The following is a 16,096-nucleotide window of genomic DNA, read 5'->3' as shown; positions in this document are numbered from 1 at the left end:
TTTAGGAGGAGAGATGATTAATTATATATGGTTTGCAATTATAGCCTTAGGATTGATTTTTAGCATAATGACAGGCCAGGGAGAGTTGATTACAACTGGCTTAACAGAATCTTCAGAAGGTGCTGTGAAATTTATAATTTCATTAGTAGGAATTATGTGTTTTTGGTGTGGAGTAATGAAGATAGCGGAAAAAAGTGGGTTAACATCTAAGGTTGCAAAACTATTAAACCCTATATTAAAAAAGATATTTAAGGAGAGTTCTCATAGTGATGAGGCTATGGGAGCCATAGTTATGAACTTAACTGCTAATATGTTTGGACTATCTAATGCAGCTACTCCCCTTGGAATTAAGGCCATGAGCGAATTAAACAAGATAAATAAAGAAAAGGATGGAAGAGCATCAAATGATATGGCATTATTTTTAGTCATAAATGCAGCTTGTATTCAATTAATTCCATCTACAGTTATATCAATTAGAGCAGCTGCTGGTTCAAGTGAACCTGCTAGTATAATAATTCCAGCTATTATATGTACTTTTACTGCATGCTGTGTAGGGATTATATGCTGTAAAATCTTGCAGAGATATTTTTAGGAGGGATACTTTTGATTGCAAATAACATAATTCCAATAATATTTCTTTTAATAATAGTCTATGGAATGTTTAAGGGAAGAAAAGTTTATGAATGGTTTTTAGAAGGGGCAAAAGAAGGACTAATGGTATGTGTTAAAATTTTTCCTGCTTTATTAGCCATGATGATTGCCATAAGAATATTTAAAGATGCTAATTTACTTAATTATTTAAATAATCTTTTAGAACCTATAGTTTCTTTAATAGGTTTACCAAAGGATATTGTTCCACTAGTACTAATTAAACCTCTATCAGGAAGTGGAGCCTTAGGAGTATATACAGAATTAATAAATACCTTAGGACCAGATACAAGGGAAGGATTAATTTCTTCTGTAATAATGGGAGGAACAGAAACGATATTTTATACTATAACTGTTTACTTTGGTGCTGTTGGAATAAAGAAAATAAGACATACATTTTGGGCGGCTTTAATGGCTGATATAACTGCTATTATAATGGCGGTATTAGTAGTAAGTATGTTTTTTGGATTTTAAATGAATAAAATAATTAAAAAATAGCAACATAATATTAAGGAAAAAAGAAGAACAAAAGATGATTTAATTTAAATATGAAAGTGCTTCAGAAATAATCCAAAATATTACAGAAATCGTTTAACTAAAATGTAAATATTTAAAGTTGATAAAAAAATCACAAAATAGTTAAAAAAATAACTATTTTTTGTCGATAAAATGTAAGAAATGTAAAAAAAAGTCTGGATTTTGATTTTGAAAGATGGTATTATAATCTCGTAAGGTTGGTAAAAAACTTTGCAGAGTAGATAAATAGCTTAAAAATAAAAAAAGATATGAAAAAAAGTTCTTAAATGGAATTTTATTAAAGTTAAAAACTTAACTAAATGCTTTTAATTAATTTTTACATATATTATGAAAATAAGAAACTAATCTATAATGAGGTGGGTATCATGAAAGTAACAAATGTAGATGAATTAATGCTTAGATTAGAGAAAGTTAGAGCAGCTCAAAAAGAGTTCTCAAAATTCTCTCAAGAGCAAGTAGATGAAATATTTAGACAAGCAGCAGTAGCAGCTAATAATGAAAGAATCAGATTAGCAAAAATGGCAGTTGAAGAATCAGGAATGGGTATAGTTGAAGATAAAGTTATAAAAAACCATTTTGCTGCAGAATACATATACAATAAATATAAAGATGAAAAAACTTGTGGAGTTATAGAAAAAGATGAATCATTTGGTATCACTAAAATAGCTGAGCCAATAGGAGTTGTAGCAGCAATCGTTCCTACTACAAACCCAACATCAACAGCTATATTCAAAGCTTTAATATCATTAAAGACTAGAAACGCTGTATTCTTTTCACCACATCCAAGAGCTAAAAACTCAACAATAGAGGCAGCTAGAGTTGTTTTAGAAGCAGCTGTTAAAGCAGGAGCTCCAAAAGATATAATCGGATGGATAGATGAGCCATCAGTTGAAATGTCACAAGTATTAATGGCAGAAGCTGATATCATACTAGCTACTGGTGGTCCAGGAATGGTTAAAGCAGCTTACTCATCAGGAAAACCAGCTATCGGAGTTGGAGCAGGTAATACACCAGCAATCATAGATGAGACAGCTCACTTAAAAATGGCAGTAAACTCAATATTATTATCAAAAACTTTCGATAACGGAGTTATCTGTGCATCAGAGCAAACTGTATTAGTTGTTGATAAAGTTTATGATGAAGTAAGAAAAGAGTTCGCTGATAGAGGAGCTTACTTCTTAAAAGATAAAGAAATAGATAAAGTAAGAAAAACAATTTTAATAAATGGTAACTTAAATGCTAACATAGTTGGTCAATCAGCATGGAAAATAGCTGACATGGCAGGTGTTAAAGTTCCAAAAGATACTAAAGTTTTAATTGGTGAAGTTGAGTCAGTTGAATTAGAAGAACCATTCTCACATGAAAAATTATCACCAGTATTAGGAATGTACAGAGTAGCTAACTTCGAAGAAGCTTTAGTTAAAGCTGAAAGATTAGTTGAACTTGGTGGATTCGGACATACTTCAGTTTTATACACTGATACAATGAAATCACAAGATAGAGTTCAAAAATTCGGTGCAACTATGAAAACTGGTAGAACAATAATAAACATGCCATCAACTCAAGGAGCTATCGGAGACATATACAACTTCAAGCTAGCACCATCATTAACATTAGGTTGTGGATCATGGGGTGGAAACTCAGTTTCAGAAAACGTTGGTCCTAAACACTTAATGAATGTTAAGAGTGTAGCTGAAAGGAGAGAAAATATGCTTTGGTTCAGAGTTCCAGAAAAAGTTTACTTCAAATATGGTGCTTTAGGAGTTGCTCTTAGAGAATTAAAAGATTTAAACAAGAAAAAAGTATTTATAGTAACAGATAACGTACTAGCTAGTCTAGGATATGTTGATAAAATAACAAATGTTTTAGAAGAAATAGGTGTAGATTTCAGAGTATTCTCAGAAGTTACTCCAGACCCAACTTTAGCATGTGCTAAAAAAGGTGCTGAAGCAATGAGAAGCTATCAACCAGATGCAATCATAGCTCTTGGTGGAGGTTCACCAATGGACGCTGCTAAGATTATGTGGGTAATGTATGAGCATCCAGAAGTTGCTTTCGAAGATTTAGCAATGAGATTTATGGATATAAGAAAGAGAGTTTACCCATTCCCAACTATGGGGCAAAAAGCTATGATGATTTCAGTTCCAACATCAGCTGGTACTGGTTCAGAGGTAACACCATTCGCAGTTATAACTGATGAAGAATCAGGAGTAAAATATCCATTAGCAGATTACGAGTTAACTCCAGATATGGCTATCATAGATGCTGAACTTATGATGAATATGCCAAAAGGATTAACAGCTGCATCAGGTATAGACGCATTAACTCATGCTTTAGAAGCTTACGTTTCAGTTTTAGCATCAGAGTACACTAATGGATTAGCTTTAGAAGCTATAAGATTAATATTCAAATATTTACCACAAGCTTACGCTGAAGGTACTACAAACATAAAAGCAAGAGAAAAAATGGCTCATGCTTCAACAATGGCTGGTATGGCATTCGCTAACGCATTCTTAGGAGTATGTCACTCAATGGCACACAAATTAGGATCAGAACACCATATAGCTCATGGAGTTGCTAACGGAATCTTAATAGACCATGTAATAAGATTCAACGCTGTTGACAATCCAAGAAAACAAGCTGCATTCCCACAATACAAATATCCAAATGCTAAATGGAGATATGCAGTAATAGCTGACTACTTAGGATTAGGTGGAAAGAACGAAGAAGAAAAAGTTAATAACTTAATCAAGGCTATAGATAACCTTAAGAAAATAGTTGGAATTCCTGCAACAATAGCTGACTGTGGAGTTTCAAAAGAATCATTCTACGCTACATTAGAAAAAATGAGTGAAGATGCATTCGATGACCAATGTACAGGTGCTAACCCAAGATACCCATTAATAAGTGAAATCAAGCAAATGTACATCAATGCTTTCGAAGGTAAAAAAGACAGAGTTTAATAGCTTTGAAATAAGATAATAATAAATACTCACTAGATTATCTAGTGAGTATTTTTTTCTATAAAAACATATAAAGATGTACTATTTGTTAAGATTTTAAATCTTATATATGGTAAAATTTAATAAATAGGAATTGGAGGGATTAAGATGAAAAGTTTAGTTTTTACTAAAAATAGAGAGAATTTATTAAAGAAACTAGAAGACAATTCATTGTTAGTTTTATTTGCAGGAGAGGCTAAAAGAAAAACGGCTGATGAATATTTTCCATTTACTCCAAACAGAAATTTTTATTATTTAACAGGAGTAGATGAAGAAAAGCATATACTAATGATAAAGAAAATAAATGGTGTAGTTGATGAAGTCCTTTATATACTAAAACCAAATTTAGAGCAAGAAAGATGGACTGGAAAAACTATAAGAGATTATGAAGCTAGAGAAGTTTCTGGGATAGAGAATATAAAATATTTAGAAGAGTTTAAAAGTGATTTAAATATGATTTTTACTAATGGAATTGCAGAAAATCTTTATTTAGATTTGGAAAGAGTTTCATTTGATGAAGAAATGAGTAAAAGTCAAAGCTTTGCAAAGGAAGTTAAGGAGAGATATCCTCAAATAGTTATAAAGGATGTTTATGGAGATATAGCTACCTTAAGACAAATTAAATGTAAAGAAGAAGTAGAGGAAATAAAGAAGGCTGCTAATATAACAGCTAAGGGTGTAGAACTTTTAATGAAAGAATGTAAGCCTGGAATGAAGGAATATGAATTAGAAGCATATTTTGATTTTTATTTAAAACAAAATGGAGTTAAAGATTATGCTTTTAAAACTATAGCAGCTGCTGGCGTAAATGCTGCTACTTTACATTACGTTGATAATAATAGTGAAATAAAAGATGGAGATTTAATTCTTTTTGATTTAGGTGCTCAAGTAAATTATTATAATGGAGATATTTCAAGAACATTCCCTGCTAATGGTAAGTTTACTAAGAGACAAAAAGAGGTTTATGAAGAAGTTTTAAAAGTAAATGAAGAGATAATAAATTCTATTAGACCAGGAGTTGGATTCTATGAAATAAATGATAAAGCAAATAATCTTTTAGCTGAAGCTTGTGTAAGATTAGGTCTTATAGAAGATAAAAAGGATTATAGAAAGTATTATTTCCACTCAATAGGACATAGTTTAGGTCTTGACACTCATGATGTTGGTAAGAGAGATATCATTCTTGAAGAAGGTATGGTTTATACTGTAGAGCCAGGATTATATATTGAAGAAGAGTCTATAGGAATAAGAATAGAGGATGATGTTTTAGTTACTAAAGATGGCTGTGAAGTTCTAACAAAAGAATGTATTAAGTCTGTAGAAGATATAGAAAAGTTCATGAGTAATAAATAATTTTATAATTAACATTATTTTAAGAATAATAAGCTTTAAATTTGAAGAAATTAAGAGTAAAATGTAATAAAAATTTAAATAGCAAACTATGGTTTAGGAGATGATTTCATGATAAATGAATTAAAAAAAGCTATATTGGCTGGAATTGGAACTGCAGCTACTGCTTATGAAAAAACAGATTCCTTTATACAAGATATGGTTGCTAAAGGGAAAATAACTGTTGAAGATGGTAAAGTTTTATCTGAAGAATTAAAAAGAGATATGGAAGAAAAAACTACACAAGCAACCAGTGAAATAATAACTAAATTAGACAACATGAAACCTTTCACAAAAGAAGATTTTAAAGTTATGTTTGATGAAGCTAATAAATCTAATTTAGAAGAAATAAATAAATTAAAAGAAAGAATAGCCGTATTAGAAGCTAAATTAAATGAAGAAGAAATTTAGGCTATAAAATAATAGAACTCTACAAGGTATATGAGGAGTAGAATTTATAGCTATGCAAATAGCTAGGATGATTAAGCTTTTCAGTGCCTTGTAGAGTTTTTATAGTTTATTATTTTATTATCTTATAGGAGGTGAATTTATGAGTAAGGGACAGAGTGCAAAAAGGTTGAAAGAAATAGTTAGAGTATTTACTTATTATGGTTTTGACTTTTTAATTTCATCAAAGTTACCTAATAGTAAAAAGGCTGAGCCAAGGCCTAAAGCACTTAGGGAGGCTTTAGAAGAATTAGGGGCAACCTTTGTTAAAATTGGACAAATATTAAGTACAAGACCAGATTTACTTCCTAAAGCTTATATTGAAGAGTTGGAAAAGTTACAGGATAATAATGAAATAACAGACTTTCATAAGGTAAAGGAAATATTTTATGAATCTTTTGGGACTGACATAAATACATATTTCTTAGAGTTTAGTGAAACTCCATTAGCTTCAGCATCAATTGCGCAGGTTCATAGAGCTAAATTAATAGATGGAAGAGATGTGGTAGTTAAGGTTCAGCATTATAAAATAGATGAAAAAATGAAGCTTGATTTAAGCATATTAAGAAGACTTAGCAAATTAACTTCTAATCATATAACGAATACATTAATTAATCCTGTTGAAGCCTTTAAGGAAATTGAAGATGCTACTTTAAAGGAACTTGATTTCGAAAAGGAAGCAAAGAATACTAAAAAATTTAGAGAGCTAAATAAAAATGTAGCCTGTGTTGGTGCACCTATAATTGTTGATAAGCTTACTTCTAAGAAAATTCTTACCATGGAATATATAGATGGTTGTAAAATAACAGATTTCAATATTTTAAAAGAAGAAGGATATGACTTTGAGGATATTGCGAATAAATTAGCAAATTCATTTTTTAAACAGGTTCTTGAAGATGGATTTTTTCATGGTGATCCTCATCCAGGAAACTTATTTATAAGAGAAGGTAAAATCTACTTTATAGACTTTGGTTTAGTTGGAACTTTAGAAACAAATTTAAGAAATTGGCTTAATAAGGCCATGATTGCTATGGTTTTAGGTGATATTGATACCTTAGTTGATTTTGTAAATGCTATAGGAATAAAAAAAGGAAAAGTTGAATATTCAGTATTGTATGATGATTTGAAAAATATAGTCTCAAAATATATAAACGCATCCTTAAAGACAATAAAAATATCAGATTTATTTAAAGAAATCTTTGAGATAGCAGAACGAAATAATATTCAGTTTCCAAGAGAATTAGTTACTTTAGTAAGATCTATAGTTATACTAGAAGGGGTTATAGCTAAAATAGATCCAGATTTAGAAATTATGGAATGTATTTATCCTTATGTAAAAGAAAGAAATAAAGAGGAAATGCTAAAAAGTTTAAATAAGGATAAACTTATAACTGAAGCATATAAGTTTGCTTCTAAGAGTATAGAAATTCCTACTAAATTTTCAGAACTTGTGGATAGTTTGACTAAGGGAAGAGCTAAGTTGCAATTTGAAATGAAGGGATTAGATAAGCCACTTACAGATTTAAATAAAATGGTAAATAGAATAGCTTTCTCATTAATAGTTGGATGTATGATAATAGGTTCCTCATTAATAGTTAATGCTAAAACGGGACCTACTTTTCAAGGTGTTCCTATTTTAGGATTAATAGGCTTTATAGTATCAGGAATTTTTGGATTGTGGTTATTGATTTCTATAATAAAATCAGGATTTTTTTAATAAATAGTTAATAAAGCGATTAAATACTTGAAAGAAACATAGTTATATTGTATAAATGTATACAATATAATAATTTAAAAGTGAATAATTTAAAAAGAGGTAGAGGCGCGAGAATCAAGATTACTAAAATGGAGTTAAGTAGCGTAGAAGTTTTAGGAAAGGGGTTATCGCCGAAGTTTTTGGCTAATACTTTAAGGCTAAATGCTGGGGTTGTATAGAATATATACAACACTGTCACAAAATGTGGAGAGCTATCATCTTAGGGAATTAAATAAATAAAAGTTTATTTGCAAAAGTAATTTTATTAAGTATTAAGACCTTAGGTTGATCAAGCCTAAGGTCTTTTTTGCAGAAATTTTATAATAAGAGAAAATAAGGGAACACCTCTGTAAATTAATTCACTGCATATTTAAGGGGGAATTTATAATGAGAAACAAAACTAGATTTAAAGTTTTTCTAACGGTTTTTGCAATGACAATGTTATGCTCAACATTAGTCTTTGCTGCTGAAGATGCTGCGGCAGTAAACTCAGCTAAGTTTGGAATGTGGACAGTGCTGCCACCATTAGTTTCAATTGTATTAGCTTTTTTAACTAAGAATGTTGTAGTTTCCTTATTCATAGGAACAATTACAGGATGTATAATGCTTCAATTAAATGGATTTAATATAATTACAGCGTTAACTCAAGGATTTATTGATTTTACTTATAGAGCTTTAAATTCCTTAGCTGATCCTTGGAATGCAGGGATAATTCTTCAGGTTTTAGTTATTGGAGGAGTAATTCATTTAGTAGCTAAAATGGGAGGAGCAAAGGCAATAGCTGAGGCTTTAGCAAGAAAGGCTAAGACTGTTAAGAGTGCACAACTTACAACTTGGCTTTTAGGCTTAGCAGTTTTCTTTGATGATTATGCTAACTCATTAATTGTAGGACCAATAATGAGACCAGTTACAGATAAATTAGGAGTTTCAAGGGAAAAATTAGCCTTTGTTATAGATGCAACGGCAGCTCCAATTGCAGGGTTAGCAATAATATCAACTTGGATAGGCTTAGAGGTTGGATTAATTGGAGATGCTTTAAAAAGTGTAGGAATACAAGCTGATGGTTTTGGAGTATTTTTAGAAACAATACCATATAGATTTTATAATATATTAATTTTAGCTTTTGTTGTTATATCAGCAATAACTTTAAGAGAGTTTGGACCAATGCTTAAAGCTGAGAGAAGAGCTAGAAGAGGAGAAGTTTTATCTACTACAGAAATTTCATCAGATAGTGAAGATTTAGAACCTATAGAAGGAATTAAATTAAGTGTTTGGAATGCAATAATTCCAATTGGAGTTTTAATAGTATCATCTTTAATAGGGTTTTATTATAGTGGATGGGTAACTATAATGGGTGGAGAAGATTTAGCCATAATAGAGCTTATGAATAATACACCTTTTAGTTTTGCTGGAATACAAGCAGCATTCTCAAATGCAGATGCTTCAGTAGTTTTATTCCAATCAGCTTTATTAGCAACTATAGTAGCTCTTATATTAGGAGTTGGTAGAAAAATATTTACTATTTCAGAAGGAATAGGAATTTGGATTGAAGGAATGAAAGGACTTTTAATAACAGGAGTAATTCTTATATTAGCTTGGTCTTTAAGTTCTGTAATTAAAGAATTAGGAACTGCTTCTTACCTGGTAGGAGTACTATCAGATGCAATACCAGCATTTTTATTACCAGCAATAATATTTATTTTAGGTTCAATAATAGCCTTTGCTACAGGTACAGCTTATGGAACAATGGGAATATTAATGCCACTTGCAATTCCATTAGCTTTTGCAATAAATCCAGAATGGAATTTTGTTATAGTAAGCACATCAGCAGTATTAACAGGTGCTATCTTTGGAGATCATTGTTCACCTATTTCTGATACCACAATACTTTCCTCAACAGGTGCAGGATGCGATCATATAGAACATGTTAGAACTCAAATATGGTACGCAGTATTTGTAGGAATAGTAACTGTATTATTTGGATATATTCCAGCTGGGTTAGGATTAAGTATTTTCATAGTATTACCTTTATCCTTAGTAGCTTTATTCATATTAACAATGATATTTGGTAAAAAAGTAGATGACAAAGTAGTTAGCAATTAAAAAAGAGAAGGATTTCCTTCTCTTTTTTAGTTAAATATATTAATTTGTTTTCTCTTCAGTTTTCTTTTGGTAAGGATAGACAACTCTATTAATTATAATAGCTATTATTACCCCAATAAATGTATCTAAGATTCTATTAAAAGCATAGTCATATGAGCCAACTCCCTTTAAGTTTGTCATTATGGCAAAAACAACTATACATGCACTATTTATTGCGCCTTTACAATTGAATAAAATACATAGGTAAATGGCTATAGTTGTACCTATGGCCGTTAGAAGAGCGTAAACAATAAAGTGCTGAATATTTAATACATTAAATATGGCTGTTAATAATAAACCAACAATAGCACCTAAAAATGTACCAAGCATTCTGTTTTTTCCCATTTTATATGAATTTTCGACTGTATCTTGCATGCACATCATTGCTGCAATACAAGCAAAAAAGGCGCTAGAACGGCCTAAAAGTTCAAATACTATAATGCATATAAATACTGAAAGAGAAGTTTTAAGGTTTCTAGCACCTATAGTTTGCAGGTTAAATTTAAACAAATATTTCCCTCCTAAATCATATTAGCTTTTCACATTAGTTCTTTTTATTTTCTTCCAGACTTTTTATATCATCTTTAACTTCTTTTTCAAGTCTAGAGATTTTTTCTTCTATATTTTCTAAATCTTTTTTTACCTTATTTTCATATTTATATATGTAGTTATTTATTAATAGAGCAATTATTATACCTATAAAAGTATCTATAATTCTATCAACTGCATAAGCATATGGAGCTTTACCATGTAAGTTTGTCATAATTGCTATTAATACTATACATGCTATAGAAACAGACCCTTTTCTGTTAAACACATTAAGCAGATAAATGGTTATAACTATTCCAATACCTGTTATTATTCCTGAAAATCTTGTAAGGTTAAAGTTTAAAGCTATAAAAGTTAAAGCTAAGCCAACAAGTCCACCAGTTATTGTACCAATCATTCTGCTTTTTCCCATTTTATATGAGTTTTCAACAGTATCTTTCATACAGATTACAGCGGCTATACAAGCGTAAAAAGGATATTCTCTGTGTATTAGCTCGAAAAATCCTATGCATAAAGTTACAGCCAAAGCTGTCTTTAAGTTTCTTGCACCTATTTTAGGTAAGGCTAAACCTTTCATTTTAATAATACCTCCCCGAGAAATTTATATATTATTATAGATAGTATATAACATTTTTATATTAATACAAATTATGACTTAACAAGAATTTTAAAGAATTCAAAAATAAAAACGATTGACATTAATGTAAAACTAATCATATAATTAAAATTGAGTAAGAAAATGCAATGAAGAGAAGAGTAATAAAGAAGATTGTATAAAAGAGAGCTGGGTTAGGTGAAAGCCAGATACATGAGACTTTATGAAGATGGACTTGGAGCAGACTTTTTGAGAATTTTAATTTTAGAAAAGTACGGTGGCAACCGTTATATTGCAGAGTAATAAAATAGGTTAAACTTAGGAGTTACTTAATGAGATATTTATGGTGACATAAATATGAAATAGAGTGGTATCGCGTAATTAACGCCTCTATGGGATTTCCCATAGGGGCTTTTTATATTTTTGAAATATTGGAAATAATAATAATTAAGAATACAAGGAGGAAGAAATAATGTGTAAAAAACCATATTACATTACAACGCCTATTTATTACCCATCAACAAATCTACACATAGGTAATACTTATACAACTGTAGCTGCTGATGCTATAGCAAGATTCAAAAGACTTACAGGTCATGAAGTAATGTTCTTAACAGGAACAGATGAGCATGGTCAAAAAATAGAAAGAATAGCTAATGAAAAAGGAATTACTCCAAAGGAGCATGTTGACGAAATAGTTGCAGGAATTAAAGATCTTTGGAAAATGATGAACATAAGCTATGACAAATTTATAAGAACAACTGATGATTATCATGTGAAAGCTGTTCAAGAGATTTTCAAAAAGTTATATGATCAAGGAGATATATATAAAGATTCTTATGAAGGTCTTTACTGTACTCCATGTGAATCATTCTGGACAGAAACTCAATTAGTAAATGGAAACTGCCCTGATTGTGGAAGACCAGTTGAAAAAGCTAAAGAAGAAGCTTACTTCTTTAAAATGAGCAAATATGCTGATAGATTAATTCAGTATATAGAAGAACATCCAGATTTCATTCAACCAGAATCAAGAAAGAATGAAATGTTAAATAACTTCTTAAGACCAGGATTACAAGATCTTTGTGTTTCAAGAACAAGTTTTACTTGGGGAATACCTGTAAGCTTTGATGAAAAGCATGTTATCTATGTTTGGATAGATGCATTATCAAACTACATAACTGCTTTAGGATATGGTCAAGAAAATCAAGAGTTATACAATAAATTCTGGCCTGCAGATGTTCACTTAATAGGAAAAGATATTTTAAGATTTCATACAATTTACTGGCCAATAATGTTAATGGCTTTAGGATTAGAATTACCTAAGCAAGTATTTGGTCATGGATGGTTACTTGTTGATGGAGGAAAAATGTCAAAATCAAAAGGTAATGTTGTTGACCCAGTAGTTTTAGTTAACATGTTTGGAGCTGACGCTGTAAGATATTACTTATTAAGAGAAATACCATTTGGTTCAGACGGATTATTCAACAATGAAATATTTATAAAGAAAGTAAATACAGACTTAGCTAATGACTTAGGTAACTTATTATCAAGAACAATAGCTATGGTTTATAAATACTTTGATGGAGTTATTCAAGCACCAACATGCAAGGAAGCTATTGATGATGAATTAATAAACTTAGCTTTATCTACTCCAGGAAAAGTTGAAGCTAGTATAGATGCATTAAAGATTCCAGAAGCTTTAGAAAGTATATGGACTTTAATAAGCAGAGCCAATAAATATATAGATGAAACAACTCCTTGGATACTTGCTAAGGATGAAGAAAAGAAAGAAAGACTAGGAACGGTTTTATATAACTTATTAGAAACTTTAAGATTTGTTTCAGTAATGATTTCACCATTCTTAACAGAAACAAGTGTAAAAATAGATGCTCAATTAAACACTAAAGTTACTACTTGGGAAAGTTTAAAAGAGTTTAATGGAACAGTTGCAGGAGATAAAGTAGTTAAGGGTGATGTTATATTCCCAAGAATAGATGTTGAGGAAAAATTAGCAGAACTTGAAGCTTTAAAACCAGCTCCAGTTAAACCAGCTAACGAAGAGTTAGTTAAAAATCCAATAAAAGAAGAAATAACTATAGATGACTTTGACAAGATAGATTTAAGAGTAGTTAAAGTATTAGAATGTGAACCAGTTAAAAAAGCTAAAAAGTTATTAAAACTTAAAGTTGATTTAGGTGGAGAAGAAAGACAGGTTATTTCAGGAATAGCACAATACTATAAACCAGAAGAGTTAGTTGGAAAGTATGTAGTATTAGTTGCTAACTTAAAACCAGTTAAATTAAGAGGGGAATTATCTCAAGGTATGATACTTGCAGCAGCACCTTCAGATGATTCAGAACTTCTATTAGTTAACCCAGGAGAAATGTTAACTGGAAGCCAAGTAAGATAGTAAAATTAAAAAACTCTTATATTCATACTAGATTGTGGAATATAAGAGTTTTTTTGTATCATAATATTGTAGATAGAATCATTTTAAGGGGGCTAATAAAATGAAAGTAATTATAGGTAATGCTTGGCCTTATGCTAATGGATCACTTCATATAGGAAGAGTTTCATCTTGGATGGCAGGAGATATATTAGCAAGATATCATAGGGCTAAGGGGGATGAAGTTATCTTTGTTTCAGGATCTGACTGTCATGGATCTCCAGTTTTAAATAAAGCCAAGAAGATTAATAAGTCACCAGAAGAGCTTATAAATAAGTACCATAGGGAATTTGTTAGATGTTTTAATAAATTAGGATTTTCCTTTGATATATTTACAAGAACAGATAGTGAGTATCATGAAAAGCAGGTGAAAAATATAATAAAAAGCCTTTATAATAAGGGATTTATATATGAAAAAGAAACAGAAGAATTTTATTGTCCAAAATGCTGTGATACCTTAGATGAATTTGGGATTAAAGAAGGACTTTGTAGTGAATGTAATAGTAAAGTTGAAGTTAGAAGTTCCAATAATCTTTTCTTTAAATTATCTTATTTTCAAGATTATATTCAAAATATGTTAGATGAAGAAGAGAGTTGGAGAGAAAATGCCATTAAAATAACTAAGAGATATTTAGAGGGTGGACTAAGAGATAAGATTCTAACAAGAGAAATTAATTGGGGTATAGAAGTTCCTGTAGAGGGCTTTGAAGATAAAAGAGTTTATGTTTGGATTGATGCTCTATTAGCTTATGTTACTGCATCTAAGAAAGTTATAGAGGAAAAAGGACAATCTTTAGAAGAATATTGGAACAATGAAGAAAGTATAATATATTTAGTTCATGGTAAGGAAAATATACCATTTCACACAACAATGTTTCCAGCAATGCTCTCTGGCATTGGATTAGAGAAAAGTGAAATTAGAATATTCTCTTCTCAATACTTAACTTTAGAAGGAAAAACTTTTTCTACCAATAGAAATTGGGCCATATGGGTGCCTTACATTATGGAAAGATATAATATAGATTCTATTAGATATTATTTAATAAGTAGAGGAGCGGAAGAAAAAAATTCTGATTTTACTTGGAGAGATTTTATAAATGCAAATAATAATGAATTGGTAGGAGAACTAGGAAACTTTACCAATAGAGTTTTAACCTTTATAAAGAAAAACTTTAATGGGGAAATAAAGGGAGAAGAGCTTCCTCTTCAATGGAAGAATTTAATAAGAAGAACTTATGCTTCTGTAGGTAATAAATTTGAAAATGGAGAGTTCAAATCAGGACTAAAAGAAATATTTAATCTTATAAAACAGGGAAATGATTTCTTTGACAAAAATAAACCCTGGATTTTAATAAATAATAACAAGAAAAAATGTGAAGAGGTACTGTATATTTGTTCTCAAATATTAGTAGCTTTAACTGATTTAATGAATCCTATAATTCCTTTTACTTGTGAGAAAATAAAAATGTTTTTAAGTATAAAGAACACAAAATGGAACTTTGAAGAGAGGAAGAATATAAGAGTTAATAGAGTTGAATTTTTATTTGATAAAATAGACAAGAAATTTGCTATAGAAGAACTAAATAGATTAAAAAATAAAAAGATATAAATAAAATAAGCCTTGCTTCTATTAATCTAGAAACAAGGCTTATTCTACATCTTAAGGTTTAAGGTTAGGAATTATTATATAGAAATTTTTTAAATTAATTAAACTTAATAGCCCTTGATATTTGCGTAAGGGGGACAAACTATTCAAGGGCCATTTAAGGGGTAAAATTAAATTAGTGTTTTAGCTACGTTACAATTATTATATTAAGCTTCTTATGTGGCATTTATGTGTCAAAAAGTGTACAAAAATATTAACATTTGATTTAAAGTAAATAACCTTTTAAACCCTCTAAATCTTTTATTTCTATTATGTTTTTTGAAAAGTCTATAAGCCCTGCATCTCTCATTTTCATAAGCTCTCTAGACAATGAAGGACGTTGGACTCCAAGTTTGTCAGCCCAGTCCTTTCTTGAAAATTCTAACTTTATAGTTGTAGATTTTTCTTTGTTATATTTTTTTAATAAGTAATTACAAATCATTTCTCTAATAGATTTCATTGTCACTTGTTTAAGTTTAGAACTTAGATTAAGAGCTTTATTTGAAAGAATTCTAAGTAACTCTCTTAAAAAAGCTTCATTTGAAGAGCATAGTTTATATATATAATCCTTTTTTATATGTAAAACTTGAGAATTTTCTTTAGCCACTACAGACATTGGGTAAAAGTTCCTATCTCCAAAAAGAAGATTTTCTCCAAAAACATTTCCTCTATTTAAGGTTGCAACCACTAATATGTTTCCGTTAGAATCTAACTTTTGAATTTCTATTTTCCCTTCTATAACTACACTTAAAAAATCGCAATACTCTCCTTCAGAAAACAATAAGTCTTCCTTTGAATAGGATTTTATTGAAGCGAAACCAGAGCTTAATAATTCTTGAATATCCTGATCGCTGAAGTGGGAAAATAACCTACACTCTTTTATATTAGATAATTTTTTAAAATCCATTTTATTCACCACCCTTAAAAAATAAGTAGTATT

At 30.0% G+C, this 16,096-nt stretch carries 12 protein-coding genes, 1 riboswitch and 1 other annotated feature; of the genes, 9 read left to right on the top strand and 3 right to left on the bottom strand.

The window, feature by feature from the left end; genetic code table 11:
- The first annotated feature begins 13 nt into the window (after positions 1–13).
- The 7 genes from ACYUCG_RS11675 (at position 14) to ACYUCG_RS11645 (ending at position 9,882) form a co-directional block, all read left to right on the top strand.
- On the top strand, positions 14–592 hold the full coding sequence (locus tag ACYUCG_RS11675; protein WP_124040646.1) for a nucleoside recognition domain-containing protein: 579 nt from the start codon (positions 14–16) through the stop codon (positions 590–592).
- Between the two features lie 11 nt (positions 593–603).
- Positions 604–1,122, top strand: a complete 519-nt coding sequence (locus tag ACYUCG_RS11670; protein WP_060794493.1) for a spore maturation protein — start codon at positions 604–606, stop codon at positions 1,120–1,122.
- 428 nt (positions 1,123–1,550) lie between these two features.
- On the top strand, positions 1,551–4,148 hold the full coding sequence (gene adhE, locus ACYUCG_RS11665) for a bifunctional acetaldehyde-CoA/alcohol dehydrogenase (protein ID WP_460268668.1): 2,598 nt from the start codon (positions 1,551–1,553) through the stop codon (positions 4,146–4,148).
- Between the two features lie 147 nt (positions 4,149–4,295).
- Positions 4,296–5,540: an aminopeptidase P family protein gene (locus ACYUCG_RS11660; RefSeq protein ID WP_060794494.1), complete on the top strand. Its 1,245-nt coding sequence runs from the start codon at positions 4,296–4,298 to the stop codon at positions 5,538–5,540.
- A gap of 108 nt (positions 5,541–5,648) precedes the next feature.
- Complete coding sequence (locus ACYUCG_RS11655; RefSeq protein WP_060794495.1) at positions 5,649–5,987, top strand: phasin family protein; 339 nt, start codon at positions 5,649–5,651, stop codon at positions 5,985–5,987.
- Positions 5,988–6,126: 139 nt separating this feature from the next.
- Entirely contained in the window at positions 6,127–7,740 is a 1,614-nt protein-coding gene (locus ACYUCG_RS11650) for an ABC1 kinase family protein (protein ID WP_139934197.1), read from the top strand.
- Positions 7,741–7,832: 92 nt separating this feature from the next.
- Positions 7,833–8,002: riboswitch (Lysine riboswitch) on the top strand.
- Positions 8,003–8,166: 164 nt separating this feature from the next.
- Positions 8,167–9,882 carry a Na+/H+ antiporter NhaC family protein gene (locus tag ACYUCG_RS11645; RefSeq protein ID WP_003473591.1) on the top strand — a complete coding sequence of 572 codons (1,716 nt, stop codon included), beginning with the start codon at positions 8,167–8,169 and terminating at the stop codon, positions 9,880–9,882.
- Positions 9,883–9,921: 39 nt separating this feature from the next.
- Here ACYUCG_RS11645 and ACYUCG_RS11640 read toward each other — a convergent pair whose 3' ends face one another.
- Both ACYUCG_RS11640 and ACYUCG_RS11635 read right to left on the bottom strand, forming a co-directional pair.
- Positions 9,922–10,431 (bottom strand): FUSC family protein, encoded by a 510-nt coding sequence (locus ACYUCG_RS11640; RefSeq protein WP_415319417.1) that lies wholly within the window; start codon positions 10,429–10,431, stop codon positions 9,922–9,924.
- Positions 10,432–10,465: 34 nt separating this feature from the next.
- Entirely contained in the window at positions 10,466–11,047 is a 582-nt protein-coding gene (locus ACYUCG_RS11635) for an FUSC family protein (protein ID WP_283704923.1), read from the bottom strand.
- A gap of 158 nt (positions 11,048–11,205) precedes the next feature.
- Positions 11,206–11,460: a binding site (T-box leader), on the top strand.
- 77 nt (positions 11,461–11,537) lie between these two features.
- Between ACYUCG_RS11635 and metG the strand changes: the two genes are divergently transcribed.
- Positions 11,538–13,475, top strand: coding sequence for a methionine--tRNA ligase (gene metG / locus ACYUCG_RS11630; protein ID WP_460268667.1), 1,938 nt, complete (start codon positions 11,538–11,540; stop codon positions 13,473–13,475).
- A 100-nt stretch (positions 13,476–13,575) separates the two neighbouring features.
- Positions 13,576–15,120, top strand: a complete 1,545-nt coding sequence (locus ACYUCG_RS11625) for a methionine--tRNA ligase (RefSeq protein WP_460268666.1) — start codon at positions 13,576–13,578, stop codon at positions 15,118–15,120.
- A gap of 262 nt (positions 15,121–15,382) precedes the next feature.
- Here the strand turns inward: ACYUCG_RS11625 and ACYUCG_RS11620 are convergent, their stop codons facing one another.
- On the bottom strand, positions 15,383–16,063 hold the full coding sequence (locus tag ACYUCG_RS11620) for a Crp/Fnr family transcriptional regulator (protein ID WP_283681480.1): 681 nt from the start codon (positions 16,061–16,063) through the stop codon (positions 15,383–15,385).
- Positions 16,064–16,096 lie beyond the last annotated feature (33 nt).

Source organism: Clostridium sp. CTA-17 (assembly GCF_054767895.1).
The sequence above is the reverse complement of the archived record's forward strand: the minus strand, read 5'-3'. Positions and strand labels throughout refer to the sequence as shown.

Bases quoted from the DNA above. Each gene is read 5' to 3' on its own strand.
- adhE (WP_460268668.1), top strand. From the start codon at position 1,551: ATGAAAGTAACAAATGTAGATGAATTAATGCTTAGATTAGAGAAAGTT.
- ACYUCG_RS11635 (WP_283704923.1), bottom strand. From the start codon at position 11,047: ATGAAAGGTTTAGCCTTACCTAAAATAGGTGCAAGAAACTTAAAGACA.
- ACYUCG_RS11655 (WP_060794495.1), top strand. From the start codon at position 5,649: ATGATAAATGAATTAAAAAAAGCTATATTGGCTGGAATTGGAACTGCA.
- ACYUCG_RS11650 (WP_139934197.1), top strand. From the start codon at position 6,127: ATGAGTAAGGGACAGAGTGCAAAAAGGTTGAAAGAAATAGTTAGAGTA.
- ACYUCG_RS11620 (WP_283681480.1), bottom strand. From the start codon at position 16,063: ATGGATTTTAAAAAATTATCTAATATAAAAGAGTGTAGGTTATTTTCC.
- ACYUCG_RS11675 (WP_124040646.1), top strand. From the start codon at position 14: ATGATTAATTATATATGGTTTGCAATTATAGCCTTAGGATTGATTTTT.
- ACYUCG_RS11645 (WP_003473591.1), top strand. From the start codon at position 8,167: ATGAGAAACAAAACTAGATTTAAAGTTTTTCTAACGGTTTTTGCAATG.
- ACYUCG_RS11660 (WP_060794494.1), top strand. From the start codon at position 4,296: ATGAAAAGTTTAGTTTTTACTAAAAATAGAGAGAATTTATTAAAGAAA.
- metG (WP_460268667.1), top strand. From the start codon at position 11,538: ATGTGTAAAAAACCATATTACATTACAACGCCTATTTATTACCCATCA.
- ACYUCG_RS11625 (WP_460268666.1), top strand. From the start codon at position 13,576: ATGAAAGTAATTATAGGTAATGCTTGGCCTTATGCTAATGGATCACTT.